Source organism: Marinitoga aeolica, assembly GCF_029910535.1.
Classification (GTDB): domain Bacteria; phylum Thermotogota; class Thermotogae; order Petrotogales; family Petrotogaceae; genus Marinitoga; species Marinitoga aeolica.
Genome location: NZ_CP069362.1, coordinates 254,653 through 271,537 on the forward strand (window position 1 = coordinate 254,653; position 16,885 = coordinate 271,537).

The 16,885-nt window shown below is 25.4% G+C and carries 15 protein-coding genes and 1 CRISPR repeat array; all 15 genes read right to left on the bottom strand.

What is annotated here, in order from left to right; all coding sequences use genetic code 11:
• Window positions 1-10 precede the first annotated feature (10 nt).
• Window positions 11-151 (bottom strand): hypothetical protein, encoded by a 141-nt coding sequence (locus JRV97_RS01175; protein ID WP_280999474.1) that lies wholly within the window; start codon window positions 149-151, stop codon window positions 11-13.
• 29 nt (window positions 152-180) lie between these two features.
• Window positions 181-801: a macro domain-containing protein gene (locus tag JRV97_RS01180; protein WP_280999476.1), complete on the bottom strand. Its 621-nt coding sequence runs from the start codon at window positions 799-801 to the stop codon at window positions 181-183.
• Between the two features lie 16 nt (window positions 802-817).
• Entirely contained in the window at window positions 818-1,411 is a 594-nt protein-coding gene (locus JRV97_RS01185; protein WP_280999478.1) for a DarT ssDNA thymidine ADP-ribosyltransferase family protein, read from the bottom strand.
• Window positions 1,412-1,440: 29 nt separating this feature from the next.
• Entirely contained in the window at window positions 1,441-1,827 is a 387-nt protein-coding gene (locus tag JRV97_RS01190) for a reverse transcriptase-like protein (RefSeq protein ID WP_280999481.1), read from the bottom strand.
• Between the two features lie 86 nt (window positions 1,828-1,913).
• Window positions 1,914-2,642 carry a JAB domain-containing protein gene (locus JRV97_RS01195; protein WP_280999483.1) on the bottom strand — a complete coding sequence of 243 codons (729 nt, stop codon included), beginning with the start codon at window positions 2,640-2,642 and terminating at the stop codon, window positions 1,914-1,916.
• A complete protein-coding gene (locus tag JRV97_RS01200; protein WP_280999485.1) occupies window positions 2,639-3,481 on the bottom strand; it encodes a hypothetical protein in 843 nt (280 codons plus the stop codon). Before JRV97_RS01200 ends, JRV97_RS01195 begins: the two co-directional genes overlap by 4 nt.
• A 99-nt stretch (window positions 3,482-3,580) precedes the next feature.
• The gene (locus JRV97_RS01205; RefSeq protein ID WP_280999487.1) at window positions 3,581-4,423 is read right to left on the bottom strand and encodes a radical SAM protein; all 843 of its coding nucleotides are present in this window, start codon (window positions 4,421-4,423) and stop codon (window positions 3,581-3,583) included.
• A 156-nt stretch (window positions 4,424-4,579) separates the two neighbouring features.
• Entirely contained in the window at window positions 4,580-4,816 is a 237-nt protein-coding gene (locus JRV97_RS01210) for a hypothetical protein (protein ID WP_280999489.1), read from the bottom strand.
• 331 nt (window positions 4,817-5,147) lie between these two features.
• Window positions 5,148-9,602: a CRISPR direct-repeat array (repeat unit 30 nt; unit sequence GTTTCCATACCTCATAGGTAGATTAAAAAC).
• A 335-nt stretch (window positions 9,603-9,937) separates the two neighbouring features.
• Window positions 9,938-10,558: a hypothetical protein gene (locus JRV97_RS01215; protein ID WP_280999491.1), complete on the bottom strand. Its 621-nt coding sequence runs from the start codon at window positions 10,556-10,558 to the stop codon at window positions 9,938-9,940.
• Window positions 10,559-11,743: a type III-A CRISPR-associated RAMP protein Csm5 gene (csm5, locus tag JRV97_RS01220; RefSeq protein ID WP_280999493.1), complete on the bottom strand. Its 1,185-nt coding sequence runs from the start codon at window positions 11,741-11,743 to the stop codon at window positions 10,559-10,561.
• Window positions 11,736-12,617: a type III-A CRISPR-associated RAMP protein Csm4 gene (csm4, locus tag JRV97_RS01225; RefSeq protein WP_280999495.1), complete on the bottom strand. Its 882-nt coding sequence runs from the start codon at window positions 12,615-12,617 to the stop codon at window positions 11,736-11,738. The genes csm5 and csm4 overlap by 8 nt, the downstream gene beginning before the upstream one ends.
• Before the next feature lie 4 nt (window positions 12,618-12,621).
• Window positions 12,622-13,377 carry a type III-A CRISPR-associated RAMP protein Csm3 gene (csm3, locus tag JRV97_RS01230; protein WP_280999497.1) on the bottom strand — a complete coding sequence of 252 codons (756 nt, stop codon included), beginning with the start codon at window positions 13,375-13,377 and terminating at the stop codon, window positions 12,622-12,624.
• On the bottom strand, window positions 13,377-13,811 hold the full coding sequence (gene csm2, locus JRV97_RS01235; protein ID WP_280999499.1) for a type III-A CRISPR-associated protein Csm2: 435 nt from the start codon (window positions 13,809-13,811) through the stop codon (window positions 13,377-13,379). Before csm2 ends, csm3 begins: the two co-directional genes overlap by 1 nt.
• A 13-nt stretch (window positions 13,812-13,824) precedes the next feature.
• Window positions 13,825-15,978, bottom strand: a complete 2,154-nt coding sequence (gene cas10, locus JRV97_RS01240; protein WP_280999501.1) for a type III-A CRISPR-associated protein Cas10/Csm1 — start codon at window positions 15,976-15,978, stop codon at window positions 13,825-13,827.
• A gap of 12 nt (window positions 15,979-15,990) precedes the next feature.
• Complete coding sequence (cas6, locus tag JRV97_RS01245) at window positions 15,991-16,710, bottom strand: CRISPR-associated endoribonuclease Cas6 (RefSeq protein WP_280999503.1); 720 nt, start codon at window positions 16,708-16,710, stop codon at window positions 15,991-15,993.
• Window positions 16,711-16,885: the final 175 nt, after the last annotated feature.

The following is a 16,885-nucleotide window of genomic DNA, read 5'->3' on the forward strand; positions in this document are numbered from 1 at the left end:
CTTTGAGGAATTAATTCAAGCTAATTCTTTCTTCCTTATTTTCATCACTTTTTAAATACCATTGTATAATTCCTATTTTTTTTGAGTTCTCTTTTATTTTACTAATTTCAGTTTCATCTGTAATAAAATATTTCCACTCTTTTTCTAGCATAATATCCTCCCTCCATTTTAAATGCTTTATTAAAAATATTTATTTAATAGATATTTATATCTCTTTTTACCTACACCTTTTATTTTCATTATTTCTCTAAATCTATTTATTTTTATATTGCTTCCAAATAATGGATTAGTTTTAATAATATTTGCATCAGAAAGTTCATATAATGCATTTTCAATACCTGTTTTTTCTTTTTCGCCAGCTTGAAAATCAAGACAAATTATAATTTCAGCATCTAAATCAAAAAGTTTTTCTACAATTTCTTTTTCCACAATTCTCCAATTTAATCCACCAAGTCCTGAACCTAGCATAGGTAATGCTATTTTTTTTATTTTATTTTTTATAATATATTCTTTTAAATCTATTAAACCACTACTAATCCATTCTATTTTTGAAGGATACTTGTAATCATCTTTGGTAGGAAAATTAGCAATGATTTCTTTGTCTTCCCAAAACCATATTTTACCAGGTTTTATTTCTTTTTTTAAACATTTTTCTTTATATTCCTTTTCCATTTCTGGATATCTTAAAGCAAATTCAAAAGCTAAACCTTTTCCCATATATCCCTTTGTGTTTATTGTATTTACTAGAATATCTACATCATTTTTAAATTCAAATAATGAAAATGGACTTAGTCTTATCAAATTATCTCTCCTTTCTTTATAGTTTTTCAAAGTATATATCTTTTATATATGGTGTATTATATGATACATTGGTAAATCTTCTTAAAGATCTATAATTTTTACTTGAATTTACTATTATCCCATCTATATATTTTACACTAATTTTTTCATACATTAACACTTCTGATTGCATTATTTGTTTTAAATTTTTATTTCCATTCCAATTTTTAGAAAAAATCATTTCTTTTAGTAATTCTAAATCTTTTATGTTTTTAGTAAATATAGCATCACCTGCAGAAGCGTTTTTTACAGAAAAAAAATGATCATATATTCTTAATATTTTATTTGAAATTTCTAAAATTACAATATCTCTTTTTTCTTTTAAATATCTATATAACATAGCATTTCTTGGATTTATGTATAACGGAACATATTCATATAGCATTTTATTATTTGGCAATATTTTATATCTTCTTCTATTTTGAACATCTCTATCAGAGTAATCTTTTTCAATAACATTTTTTCTTATAGCATATTCTCTTGAATAAATATAACCACTTTTAAATATTTTCATAGCATTTTCATATGGAGTTATATAGTAAAATTTTTCAAATATAATTCCACCTCCCAAAGAAAATAAGGGGCATTTAACCCCTTATTTTAAAATACATCAACAAATCTAGCTATTTTATCTGCATATTTTACATTTTCTCTACTTTTCCATATTAATGAAACTTTAGGTAATTGTTTATACAATTTTCTACATTGATTTACAATTGCTGTATTTTTTTTACCTTTTGCTTTTCCTGTTATTAATTCATATGAACTTTTACTATCTGTTATTATTGTTACATATTCATCTTTGTAATTTCTTTTTGCTAATCTTAAAGCTCTTAATATTGCATTTAATTCAACAATATTACTTCTATTTTTTTCATACAATATTCCAACTTCTTCTTTATCAATTATATTTTCCCCTTTAAAAACTGCTACAACATAATATCCTTTTCCTTCTCTTAATCTTCCATCAACAACCATTTTAATCATCCTATCCCTCCTTTCAAATTATTAGCAGACAAATAAAAAAAAGAAGAGATAAATATCTCTTCTTAATAAAATTAAAAACTATAATATTATATATATAGTAAATGTTCGTATATATAATTTGTATCTAATTCTGGTTTATTTCTAACAAGTATAGGTTTTTTCTTTGTAAAATTATATCTTGAATATAATCTCATAATATCATGTTTTAAAAATGAAAATATTTTACCTTTACCATCAACAATAATAAAATCAAAAAAATCTATTCCTAAAATTTTCGAAGATATTAATATCGCATCTCTAGTTTCATAATCTGCATTGCTTGGAATATATTTAGTTAATGGATGATTATGAACAATTATAAAATGCCTTGCTCCTGTTAAAACAAGCGGTTTAAAAATACTCGACGCACTTGTTACAGTTTTATCTTCTGAACCTAAACTAATATTATGGATACCTATCACATCTAAATCCTGATTTAACGAAATTGCTATCATATTTTCTCTATCTATATTTTTATAATATTGACTTAACAAATTTTCTAGTTTCTTATAATTACCCATTAAATTTAATGGTTCAATTTCTTCTTTTATCTCTATTTTTATATCTGAAATAACAGGTTTAAATAAATCATTAAGTTGTTTAATATTTTCTTTTTCTAGTTTTTTTATATATTTGATTATTTTTTGATATTCATATTCATTAACCTCATAATCCATTGTATTTATTTCTTTTAAACTAAGAATCTCTCCAACTAATTTTAAAAACTTAATATTATTAAAATTTCTTTGTTCTGCAATTTCTTTTAATTTAATCAATTTCTCCCCTCCATTACAATTATTTTTTTTAATTCATATAATGAAACTTTATCTTTATCACCAAAATCTATTTTTAATCCATTTATTTCGTAATCTTTCTCCATCATTTTTTTTCTTTGTTTTAATAATTTTAAATATTCCTTTTTGGCTTTTTTATATTTATTATTCCAATATTTATAATATAATTTTTCTTTCTTATTAAATGGATTTATATATATTGTTCCTAATAATGTATATCTAGAAACCTTTTCATATATTTTAGGTTTTCTATAATCATATTTACTATATATAATATTAGAAAATATTTTATCAAATGGTTTTGTTCCATTAATAGCTATATAATTATTATTATACATTTTATTCGGGATAATCTCTCCAAAATCCATTATTTCATAAACCATTGTAAAAACTGCTTTTTTTATTAAATCTTCATTGTATTCTTTTTTATCGATATTTTCTTTATTTATTACATACTCTATATTAGTATTCTTATTTCTTATCCAAATTATGGAATAACTCTTTCCATTTAATAAATTACCTTTATCATTATTTATATATTCTATTTTTTCATATTCTCTTAAAGGTATTTTTAATAAATATTCATCATGGGAAACTCTTGATATCTTTACTATTTCATTTTTATTTTTGCTATATTTTTTTTCAAAAAAATATATTTTTCCATTTGCATTTATTTTTTCATTCCATATTATATATTCTTTTGACTCAAACCAAACTTTTATATTAGTTTTTATAACTTTAAATTTTCTACCATTTATTAAAGCTTTTGTTCCAGATTTTCTTGTATATTGATATCGTAAAAAAGAGTATATTTTATTCAAATACCCACCCCCTCTATATTTTCAATTTTTTTACTCCAACCAATGTTACCTTTCCAATATTTATCTCACTTCTCTTTCTTTCAAATTATTAGGAGACATTTAAATTTCTTCTGAATTAAAATACATATAATTAATTTTTGAACGTTTTAAAAATACTTCTTTATTTATATATTTATTGCTTAAAAACTTTTCTATATCATAATCTAAAACATCCCCAATATCTATTGTTTTATATTCACCATCTTTTTTTACTGACACATAAAAATGCCCTTTTGGATCTATTGATGCATACCCACCTGACATATAATCATTATCTTCATATATAAATTGACCATTCCAATCCTTAATTATTTCTTTTATTCTTTTTATCTTTTCATGAAATTCTTTTTTTGAAATTTCTAATTTATTTTTATTCATTTTTGCAATTCCTATAGAAGGTAAATATTGAAATACTTTCCATCTATATATATTTTTTGTTTTTATCCAATATGCTATTTCTTCAATATCTTCTATATTAATTTTGCTAACTACGGTATTTATTTTAACTTTTACTTCTTTTTCTAAAGCTTCATCTATAATTTTTTCTGATCTTATAAAATGTTTTTTTGATTTACCTAATTTTTCATTCATATTTTCTTTTAAAGAATCAATATCTATAGTTAAAATATCTAAGTAATCAAAATTTATTTTATTTGTTCCATTAGTTATTAATTCAGTTGTAAAATCTAATTTTTTTGCATACTCAATTGCCTCAAATACATTCCAACTTACTAATGTTGGTTCTCCACCAGCAAAAGAGATTTTAGAAAAATTCATTTTTCTTAAATGATCTAAAATATTAAAAACTTTACTTTTTTCTATTTCTCCTTTACCAATATGCCTATAACAATATATACATTTGTAATTACATAAATCATTTAAAAATATACTTGCACTATACACCCTTTCCCCTCCATTCAAATTGTTATTTTTAATCCAAATTAATATAAGACATTTAAAAATATAAAAAGAAGGTAGCAAACTCTACCTTCTTTTTTATTGCATCAATAGCAACTTTATTATGTCTTGACACAAATTTAATAGCATCATCCCCATATTTTACTGTGGCATTAACAAAAATGATTCCATATTTTTAGATAATTTTATAAAATCATCCCCATATTTAGATATAAATCTTGATAAAGTTTTAGATGATATTTTCATTCCACTTTTTGCTACATCATCACTGTAATTCTTTAATAAATATTTTAATAGATCATCTGCAACACTTAAAACATTAGAAAAACTGCTTATAACTAGAGTAATTAATACAATAATCAAAATAATTTTTTTCATAATAATCCCTCCATTCTTTATTTTCTTTAAAAATTATAAAAATATATCACCTCCATAATTTGATATTAAAAAAAAGAAGAGATTTCTCTTCTTTTTTGTTTTATAATATTCAAATTATTAGCAGACATTTAAAAATATTTTTTATTCTTTTTTATTTTATTACTTGCAATATACAAAATAATAATTTTACTTTCTAAATTAATATTAGACATTTAAAACTAAATTCGCATTTTATAAAAACTAAAAAGTTTAATTTATCTTTATTTCAAAAATTTCAATAGTAATTACAAACTAAAAAAATTCCCTGGATCAATAATGATCCAGGGATATTTATACCATACCTCATAGGTAGATTAAAAACATTATGAGTTTGTAGCTAATATGCATGATGAATGGCAGTTTCCATACCTCATAGGTAGATTAAAAACGAGAAAGTATTTGAATTGAGAGAGGAGTAAAATCCTCGTTTCCATACCTCATAGGTAGATTAAAAACTTTTTGTTTCGAAGGATCAGATGAATTTCTCGCACGTTTCCATACCTCATAGGTAGATTAAAAACATGAGTCAAAAAACAAAGCATTGGCGATAGAAAGGTCTTGTTTCCATACCTCATAGGTAGATTAAAAACAGATTTATCGAATCAAAAGGCGCCTCCACAAAATTTGGTTTCCATACCTCATAGGTAGATTAAAAACTTTTACCCAAATTTAACAGAATATTATAAGGTGGTTGCTGTTTCCATACCTCATAGGTAGATTAAAAACCAACCTGAACCACCAACAAACGACGCTGGAACAAAGGGGATGCGTTTCCATACCTCATAGGTAGATTAAAAACTTTCAATAAACAAAGGATTTATAAAAAAAATTTAAGGGGGTATGTTTCCATACCTCATAGGTAGATTAAAAACTGTTCATAAGTATATGGTTTATAATCCCTGCAATGTTGTTTCCATACCTCATAGGTAGATTAAAAACTGTTCATAAGTATATGGTTTATAATCCCTGCAATGTTGTTTCCATACCTCATAGGTAGATTAAAAACCTTATTAAAGAAACAATCAGAAATAAAACAAAAAATTAGTTTCCATACCTCATAGGTAGATTAAAAACCTTATTAAAGAAACAATCAGAAATAAAACAAAAAATTAGTTTCCATACCTCATAGGTAGATTAAAAACTAGTAAAAATAGAAGGAATAGGATACGAAATCGATAAAGTTTCCATACCTCATAGGTAGATTAAAAACAAAAGAAAGAGAGAAGGGGATAAAGTTTCCCTCGAGTTTCCATACCTCATAGGTAGATTAAAAACAAATGGAAAATGTTTTCAAATTCGCCAAATCTCACTACGTTTCCATACCTCATAGGTAGATTAAAAACATATCCAAAAAAGTAGCTGCTGGCGAACTAGAAGCAGCTCAGTTTCCATACCTCATAGGTAGATTAAAAACCAGAAAAGATCTTAAGAATAAAAGATTAGCTTTAAACGTTTCCATACCTCATAGGTAGATTAAAAACTGTTTGCAATCATTGGTTTTGCCGTTGGTTTAATATATGTTTCCATACCTCATAGGTAGATTAAAAACAAAAAATAAAGTAACAATATACACAGACGGAAGTTGTTTCCATACCTCATAGGTAGATTAAAAACGTAAGAAACTCGGCATCAAAAAACCGGGTTATTATGTGTTTCCATACCTCATAGGTAGATTAAAAACCAACAGTAGAAATTATTCCAGTAGTCGCAGAAAAATCTAGTTTCCATACCTCATAGGTAGATTAAAAACTTTACACTCATCATATTCACTTAAGTTTTCTTGTAATGTTTCCATACCTCATAGGTAGATTAAAAACTATTATAGAATTTCCACCTTACGGTGAAGTTGCTAGGGGTTTCCATACCTCATAGGTAGATTAAAAACGCAAATTCCTCCTTTTTATTAATTCACATTGTAAATCAAGTTTCCATACCTCATAGGTAGATTAAAAACTTTTTATAAACACCCCGAAAGGGGTGTTTATTACCTTCGGTTTCCATACCTCATAGGTAGATTAAAAACAATGATTGGGAGGTGTAAAAATGGCCGGCAGAGTTAAATATGCGGTTTCCATACCTCATAGGTAGATTAAAAACAACGATGGAGCAGTATTAACTTACAACAAAGTTATGACGTTTCCATACCTCATAGGTAGATTAAAAACTATAATATACAATTTTCTACAAACTTACCATTTGCTGTTTCCATACCTCATAGGTAGATTAAAAACGGTATTCGCAAAAAGAAAGTTCGGTAGTTTTGTGTAGTTTCCATACCTCATAGGTAGATTAAAAACTTTATAATAAGTGGTTAATAGTAGAATAGTAAAACAAGGTTTCCATACCTCATAGGTAGATTAAAAACTAAACAAGGTAGCTTTAGAACAAAGGTAACAACTGTTTCGTTTCCATACCTCATAGGTAGATTAAAAACACGAACCAAAAAGAAGTCCTAGTTCTGGTATTTGGGAACAGTTTCCATACCTCATAGGTAGATTAAAAACTGAATACGCAGAAGACAAAATAAAAGAATATGGATTCGTTTCCATACCTCATAGGTAGATTAAAAACTGCAGACAACAAAGCAATAAGAAACATGTACGCAGACACATGTTTCCATACCTCATAGGTAGATTAAAAACAAAAAACGAAGTTGAAAAGTTCGAAAAGAGTGAGGCGTAGTTTCCATACCTCATAGGTAGATTAAAAACAAAAGAGTGAGGCGTAAGCCTCGCTCTTTTTTTATGATGTTTCCATACCTCATAGGTAGATTAAAAACGACGGCAAAAAATTCTACTGGGCCGCAAGCGGCGACCCGTTTCCATACCTCATAGGTAGATTAAAAACACAAATACGAAGTAATGATGTCACAAGATGGAAATCTCGTTTCCATACCTCATAGGTAGATTAAAAACTTTTTATGCAATTAATAAGTATGAAATCATGACGTCGTTTCCATACCTCATAGGTAGATTAAAAACTTATATCAGGAAATTATAATCAGGGGGAACACCCCCCTGGTTTCCATACCTCATAGGTAGATTAAAAACGAGTACTATTGATTATAGAGCAAATCAATATAATATGTTTCCATACCTCATAGGTAGATTAAAAACAAAGAAAAAATAGAAGAATAGCTAAACAAGCCATCAGTTTCCATACCTCATAGGTAGATTAAAAACCTCGTATTTGATAAATACGGGATATTGAAGTTTTCCTCGTTTCCATACCTCATAGGTAGATTAAAAACACAAGTATCCTCAAAGATAGCGAAATTTACTCAGAAGGTTTCCATACCTCATAGGTAGATTAAAAACGCCAACGGTAAGATTAAGGAAATGTCAAGAAACGTTGTTTCCATACCTCATAGGTAGATTAAAAACCTAATGAATTAGTTAAAAATGTCTTAGATGATTTAAAGTTTCCATACCTCATAGGTAGATTAAAAACCAGCACATCATATGTTGAACATTATATAGACGATACACAGTTTCCATACCTCATAGGTAGATTAAAAACCAGTGAATTCAAACAAGTTTATTGAGTATTTAAAATCGTTTCCATACCTCATAGGTAGATTAAAAACTTTAACAGCAAAAGAAATTACAAAAATAGGAGGGGTTAGTTTCCATACCTCATAGGTAGATTAAAAACATTCAACTTTTAAAAGAAAGAGGATTAGAGGCAATAATGTTTCCATACCTCATAGGTAGATTAAAAACTCTAAAGTTCGTGAAGAAGGTGACACGGGAAAATACCATGTTTCCATACCTCATAGGTAGATTAAAAACATAAAACAAAGAATATCAGAAATAGAAGAAGAATTAAAACGTTTCCATACCTCATAGGTAGATTAAAAACTATTTTTAGTGTAATGGAGAGGGTGAAAAATTTTATTGTAGTTTCCATACCTCATAGGTAGATTAAAAACCAGAAAAATAATGAATTAGATGAAATAGCAATTAGTTTCCATACCTCATAGGTAGATTAAAAACTGAATATCTTATGGGAAAAAACAAAGTGGTTGATCGATAGGTTTCCATACCTCATAGGTAGATTAAAAACTATTTTTAGTGTAATGGAGAGGGTGAAAAATTTTATTGTAGTTTCCATACCTCATAGGTAGATTAAAAACCAGAAAAATAATGAATTAGATGAAATAGCAATTAGTTTCCATACCTCATAGGTAGATTAAAAACTTGATAAAGCAATAGACAGCGAAAATTTCGATATTTAGTTTCCATACCTCATAGGTAGATTAAAAACTTAAACAAGAAACAAGAGAAAGGTTAAATTCAGTATTTGAGTTTCCATACCTCATAGGTAGATTAAAAACGATTTTGAAAAACAAAATTGCAAATTCTGAATTACCCAGTTTCCATACCTCATAGGTAGATTAAAAACGCTCAAATATTTGCTGGACGTGATGGATTTTTAACGATAGGTTTCCATACCTCATAGGTAGATTAAAAACGAATTGGGAAAAGCAATAAAAATGGTAGAAAAATGGGTTTCCATACCTCATAGGTAGATTAAAAACCCTTTTAGATTTACAATCATACAACACACTTGAAGAAGTTTCCATACCTCATAGGTAGATTAAAAACTAGAATTAAAAGTGGCGGTAACGCTTTTGGTATGGGAACAGTTTCCATACCTCATAGGTAGATTAAAAACTTTGAAAGAAAGGAGGCGAATACCTTGAAACTATCAATACGTTTCCATACCTCATAGGTAGATTAAAAACACGTAGAAATACTGATTATTATTATAACACCTTTTCTTTTCATTTCCTTTATCGTGCGGTTTACTAAATATTAAATTCACTAATGAAGATATTTTTAGAATTTTTTGTGTTTTCCGGATCCCCCTCATTTTTCTTTAATTTTTATGAATTAACCTGATTGTTACATAGTTACAAAATTGTGATTCACTAATAATAAATATTTTAGACGATTTTTATTTCCCCGGATCTCGGCATATAATTCGTATATCAAACTATATTTTATTTAACATTGTTATTTTTTGGTTTAATTTTTGATAATTATTTAATAAATAATCTTTTTTAATAAAAAAGGCCGATTAAATTCGGCCTAATTCTCCAAATCCATTTTCAATTTTATTACCTAATCCAAATGTTTCTAAATATAAAAGAAATGGCGAATGCCATAATTCTGAAATCTCAAACTCTAATTTCCCCTTCCAATAATTCTCATCATAATTTTTTAAGGAAAAACTTTTTAGATTTGGCAAAATATCTGTTGTTTTTATTTTCATATATTTTTCAAATTCTTTTCTTTTTTGGTCAAGTTCATAAAAAATATTTTTTTTAAAAATAATAGGTGTAATGGTTTTTAGTGAAATGATTTTTTCATTTATATTTACTTTTTCTATTATATAATTTCGAGGATAATTATTATATTCAATTGACCATAATTTAATTTGATTTCCATTATAATCAATATATTTCCTATAATAATTATTTAGGGATATAATTATTGTTCTAGCTAAAGGCTTATACATTGTAGCAATTTTTAATCCATACGTTTTTCTACCTTTAAATGGTCCTGTGATTTTTAAATATGGTGGTTTTAAATCATTGATTTTAAAATTAAAATAATTATATGTAATGTAAGATATCAAATCTTTATTTATTTTTTCTTTTTCTCCTTCAAAATATGTTTCAATTTTTGCAAAAAACAACTATTCCACCTCTATATTATTTATTTTTAACCAACCTAATGGGGAAAATGCATCTTCATTTTTATATACCACTAATTTCCTTGATGCTGGTGCCGGCAAATCACCATGATCTCTGTATAACCTATTTCTTAAAGCTATTTTATTATTTTCATTTAATAAATTAAATAATGACACATAACTCCATCCTGAGGAGTTTCCTATTCTTAGATTTCCCATATCTTTTATCATATTTAAAATTGTTTTAAAAGAAGATAGGTACTTTTCGTAGTCTTCAGCTTCATATTCGAATTTATTGTCAAAGTTATCTTTAAATTTTAGTGTATAACTTTTTTCGGTATAATTCAAAAGATAATCTTGTTGTTTTATATCTTCATAATATGTTTTTATTATTTTTTCTATATCTTTTGGAGTTATTAAATTTCCCATTTCATTCGCTAACCATTCATCATATGTAATAGATATTGTGAAATTTATATTTCTAGGTATTGCTTCTAAAAATATCGGAGCACCTCTTTTTACTTCAAATCTATTATTTGTTAAATGAAAAATTCTAACTCCATATATACTTGCTTCGATATTTTCATCTAAAACAATATCTTCAAATCTTAATGTTCTTAAGAAATCTTTATTTTGATTATTGCCTCCAATTTTTTTACTTATTAAATGTTTCTCAATATTTTTATATAAATCTTTTAATTTGAAATTATTAGACTTTGAAGTTTTTCTTTTTATTTGCCTATTTCTTATAGCTTCTGAAATACAATTATTTAAATCTAATATGAATTTTTTATCTTCCTTTAAAAAATAATAATTAATCGCATTTCTAAAAGCACCTTTAATGGACGATCCAGGAATCATTAATTTTCCGTCTATAGTTCTTATATGTGCTCTTATTGTTCTTGCTCTATTTTCATTAAATCCTAACCCTTTTTTACAAGAATAAATATATTCAGCATCTTTTTTATATTCAGAAATTTTATCTATATATTTTTCAAAGGCTCTTCCAGATTCTTGCATGTACTTAATATAATACTTTTTATTCATTCTTAATAAATGTATACTGTTTTTCCCTTTAGAATTAACTTCTGATTTTTTTGCATACTCACTAATTGGAATTTCTGAATCTGTTCCCCCTATGTAAAGAGGTGTTAGTGTTTTTACGTTAATTTTTATTTTTTTAAACATTTATATCACTCCAATTCACTTTTAAATATATTGGAGTTCCAGAAATAATACTATTGTTTATTGTTGTCTTCACATTTTTCCCTTTTATTTCAAAATCGAATAAACTTCCTTCTTCAAAATATTTTACTGTAGGTTTTAAATCGCCACTTCTTGTGTCAAATGATCTATATTCTTTTATTTTATAATAAGATTTGTCTGTAATTTTGTATATTTCTTCTTTTGTTGGTATATACATTCCTAGGTTTAATATATAATTGTATTTATCGCTATATAAATATTTTTCAAATAATGTATTTTTTGTTTCTTTAATTTCAAAATCAAATGCGCCGAATCCCCTTGTTTTTCTATATCCGCCCAATCCTTCATCTTCAGAGATTCTTAACGCAATTTCTAGATTATGTTTTTGTTCTTCTGGTAATTCAATTAGGAAATAAAAAGCATCTTTAATACTCAAAGCACTAACTAAATATAAAGCTGTTGAATTTTCTATTCTGTCTATTGCCACCCCTGGTAATATAGTTTTAATTGATTTAAATTCATCTGGTATTTTTGCATTTTTTAACCAATTTTCTAAGTTTGATAAAAATATATATGGGGCTTTTTTTATTTTTTTGAATTTTTCTGCTTCAATTTTTTCAGGTAATTTGAATGGTTTAGGAATTAAATATTCGTTTTTTATTTTTGGAAATAATGATGATAATCTTATAGAATTAATAAATTCATATGTTTCTTCATCAGGTTTTATTTTATTTAATGAATTCCCTAACATTCCTAATATAGTATTTGAATTTGGTAATTCGGTAGTTTCATCATCCTTATGCGAAGTTTTATGGATAAACGACTTAAATTTTAATTCTACTATATATACTCCCATATAATCACTCCAGTATTTCTTGGAGTTTATTTAACATTTCTTTTGGAGATAACCCATATTCTTTTTCAAATAAATTATTTCCATTTATAAAATATTCTCTATCTTTTTTTGCAATTTTTTCTATTGTAAACTCAACTTTACCATTACCTCTTGATCCACCTTTACCTAAATAATCTTCTTCTACTAATTCTAATAACTTAAAGATGTTTTCTATATCTTCTTTTTTATGATTTTCATTTTCTACATTATATACAATTTCAAACTCAAATTTTGTACCTGCAGGTACTCTTTCTATTTGCCTCGGACTCGCTGCTGCAGTAATTCTATCTAATGAATTTTCTGTTTTCCATTCTGTATACGGTAAATCTGTATCTAATTTTTCCAATAATTCTTTACTTTCTTTTGTCAAATATGAGTCTCTTACTATTATTTTCGATGGAATACTTTTATTTTTGTCAATAGAAGATCCAAAAAGCCTACAAACTTTACAATTTTCATCGTTACATTCGTGTCTTTTTACTTTATTTTTACCAGAACCAAATGTTTCAAAATCAACATCTAAAACCTTTTCCAATAATGATCTCATTTTTCCTTTTAATGAACTACCAGGTATATAAGGTTCATTTGTTAAAGGATTTCTTATTACTGGTGAATCAATACCTCCTATACTAATACCAAAATCTGCTCCTCCTATATGTAAACCACTTTTTAACTCAATTTTCCCTTTTATAATTATTTTTTCAATTATTTTCCCCGTCATTATCTTTTACCCCCTTTATAATTTACTTTATTATTTTCTTCATAAAATTTAAAATAAGCTACTATTGAATCATAAAATTTTTTAAATTTTTCAAACGATTTTATCGATTTTATTTTATCTATAGAAGGATCTAATACTCTTTTTAAATCTGATAAATTTGAATTTCTTACAGTATTATAAGCTATTAATGGTTTTATAAATAGTATTTCATCTTTAATATCCTGTGGAATAATGTTATCTTCTAAATTCCTTGAAGATACAGCAGAATATATTTTTGTTATATGAGTATGTATCTTTCTGATTTGATTTGTTTTAGCTCCATTTTTATGTGCGGTTTCAGCTATTATCTCTGCATCTTTTATCATCTGCTCGGTATCATAATCTTCAAAAGTTTTTAAATTTTTAATCCTGTTAACAACATTATCAATTGACATTTTTCCGCCCCCTTTATTTTCTAATGTATAAATCTACTATTTGTATTGTTTTAAATAATTTACTATTTATTTTTTCGTCTAATATACTTCCAATTATTTTTTTATCTTCTTCATTACCTTTTGCATATGTATAATATAGTAATGGTTTTTGTAAATTTTCTTCTTCTTCTCTTTCTTGTTCAGAATCTTTTAAAACGACATTCTGAGATATACCAAAAAGTTTATATAATAATGATCTACTTATATTATTTTTATAATCTTTTATATTAACTTTTTGATTTTCATTACTTATTCTGTCTTCCCCAATTATTTTTCTTATAAGCTTATATATATCTTCTATATCATTCCAGAAAAAGGTTGAGTTTTTCATAGTAAAGTCTGGCATTAATGTTAATGAATCTTTTTCTTTTCCATCTTTTTTATTTGATTTAGCCATATCTTCTGCACTTCCTGAAAATTCCGCCAACCATTTTAATGCAGTCTTATTGTTTTCTAAAACCAAACCACCTGATAGAGTTATATCTGGATTTTTTACAAAATCATCGAAGATATTTTTTATTTCTAATGAACTTTCAAACACTTCATTCCAAGCTCCAATATAGAACAAATCATCTCCACCAGCATATATTATCATTACATTCCTTTCAGGAGAATTGTTCTCGTTTACATAAAAGATTCTTTTTTCATATTTTTTAGGTATTTTACCGGCACATATTGTAGGTATATATGATGAGAAAAATCTATTAAGCATTTTTGATAATGTACTTACTTTTTGTAAAGATGGTTGTTCTATATATGTTGAAAATATAGAACCAAGATTATCCACATCTGATCTAAATACACCTATTAATTTTCTACCTATAGATTTTTCACTTAATTCCTCTAATGTTGTATGTGATTTAGGAGTATATAATGACAATAAAATTGGGGTTAGTTTATTTTGTCTTTTTAAATATTTTCCTAAATTATATATATATCCCTTTTGATCTTTGTTTATTTCTTTAACTACTACATATCTTTTATTAAATATTTCTAAATAACCGTATGGATCTTCTATTACCGCATTACCTTCTATTAAATCTTTTCCAAATTCTATCATTGAATCACAAAAATGGCATACTTTTAAATCATTTTTTTCTATAAGATTTTCTGTATAGACATTACAAACATCACATATTTTATCAGAAGATACTTTTTCATATTTTACTTTAAATAATTCACTTAAGGTTTCAGATGTATATGGATGATATTTTTTTTCATTTATTTTTTTTGAACTTCTACTAAATACATTTGCTATATTATCTTTTAATTCCGAAATAGAAAATTCTTCTAAATTTGTTATTATTTGTAATTCAGGATGATTAGATATTATCCAATTATTAAATTCTGAAATAACTTTTTCTATAATTTTTTTATTTTTTTCAGTATTAGGTAATATTAAATAAAAATTGCCACCACCAATAAAATGAATATGAATTCTTGATAGGTCTAATTCCTCTAATAATTTATCAACAAATACTTCTTGTAATAATTGTAAATAGACTGAACGAGCTCTTAAAGATTTTAAAGCTCCTTTAGTGTTTATTGTATATATAAATTTTTGTGTTCCAGACATATCTCCGTGTAAAAGAAGGAATGGTTTTTCTTTGTTTTCTGCTAATATATATGATGTATAAATCTGAGATTTTACTCTAGAATGTTCATATAATGATATTTCTGTTTCTTCACCTGTTGTTGCTGGAACGAATGAAAGATGTTTTTCCATTAAAAACAATATCTTTTTTAATGATTGATCTTTTTTAAAATCCTCTTTTAAATTATTTATTATTTCCTCATATGTAGTGGTATTTTGGGTATCAGGAAATATTATTTTTTCATAATTATTTTCATATTCAATTATACTTAATGGGAAATAACTTTTAATTTTTTTTGAATTATTACTTTTTTTAACTGTTGAAAAAACATTTACTAATTTTTGATTTACATTTTTTTCATTTTCATCTTCTAACTCCAAAAATTTTAATTCACTCATAATTTCTGGATTATAATCATTTTCTAAACCTAAAAGTTTTTTCACTTCTTCATATGAAAACTTTTTCTTTTCTTTTCTAAAAAAAATACGCCATAATTCCGATGTTAAATAAGATATAGGTATTTTTTCATCCACAAATCCACCCCCTTATATTTTTTCTATACATCCAAAACCTATTGAATTTTTACTTCCTATACCACTATCATATGCAAATTGAAGTAATTCTGGATCGCCTTTTAATTTAAATTGGCCCATCCAACCTTTTATGATTATGTTTTTGTATTTTGAAATTACTTCTTTTGGATTTTTTGTTTGCTTAATATAAAAATTATCGCTTTTTGGTTCTTTACCATAAAAAGCTTTATATTTATTTATCAAATTTCTTTTTATTAATTCATTGAATTCAGTTTCATAAGGAGAGTAATAGTATGTTTTCTTCTTTTTGTCTTTTTCAAATGTAGAGTAAACTGTAATTGCAGATTTTGTTTTTACAAGCAATTCTTCAGAAGGTATTATAGAAGAATAATCTATTTTCGTTATTTTTATTTTTTGATTTAATAATTCAATTATTGGATTTTTAAACATCTGATCCATTAAATACATCATTAATTGATTATCTGCTGAAGATATAATCAATTGTCCTTGATTTTTATATTTCACAAAATTCTTTTTTATTTCATATTCACCGAATATTCTTGAAAATGTATACATTTTATATTTTCTTTTTCCATATTCATAACCTTTATCATGTATAAACTCTGCATATTCCTTATTATTTATATATTTTAAAATCATCGCTTGTATAATATGATTATAGTGTATTGGTAAATTTAATTCTTCATAATCTAAATATAGTTTTAATCTCATTATATCCTCCTTCATTTCCTTAAAATATTAACATATTATTTATGTTATATTCTGTTTATTTTATAAAATTTTTAATTCTATCAATGCTATATTTTATCATTTTTATTTATTTTTGTCAATAAGAATAAATCTCCATTTAAATCAAAAAAATTGTATTCTTACTTTTTATAAAAAC

Bases quoted from the DNA above. Each gene is read 5' to 3' on its own strand.
- csm4 (WP_280999495.1), bottom strand. From the start codon at position 12,617: ATGGGAGTATATATAGTAGAATTAAAATTTAAGTCGTTTATCCATAAA.
- JRV97_RS01210 (WP_280999489.1), bottom strand. From the start codon at position 4,816: ATGAAAAAAATTATTTTGATTATTGTATTAATTACTCTAGTTATAAGC.
- csm2 (WP_280999499.1), bottom strand. From the start codon at position 13,811: ATGTCAATTGATAATGTTGTTAACAGGATTAAAAATTTAAAAACTTTT.
- csm3 (WP_280999497.1), bottom strand. From the start codon at position 13,377: ATGACGGGGAAAATAATTGAAAAAATAATTATAAAAGGGAAAATTGAG.
- csm5 (WP_280999493.1), bottom strand. From the start codon at position 11,743: ATGTTTAAAAAAATAAAAATTAACGTAAAAACACTAACACCTCTTTAC.
- cas6 (WP_280999503.1), bottom strand. From the start codon at position 16,710: ATGAGATTAAAACTATATTTAGATTATGAAGAATTAAATTTACCAATA.
- JRV97_RS01175 (WP_280999474.1), bottom strand. From the start codon at position 151: ATGCTAGAAAAAGAGTGGAAATATTTTATTACAGATGAAACTGAAATT.
- JRV97_RS01190 (WP_280999481.1), bottom strand. From the start codon at position 1,827: ATGATTAAAATGGTTGTTGATGGAAGATTAAGAGAAGGAAAAGGATAT.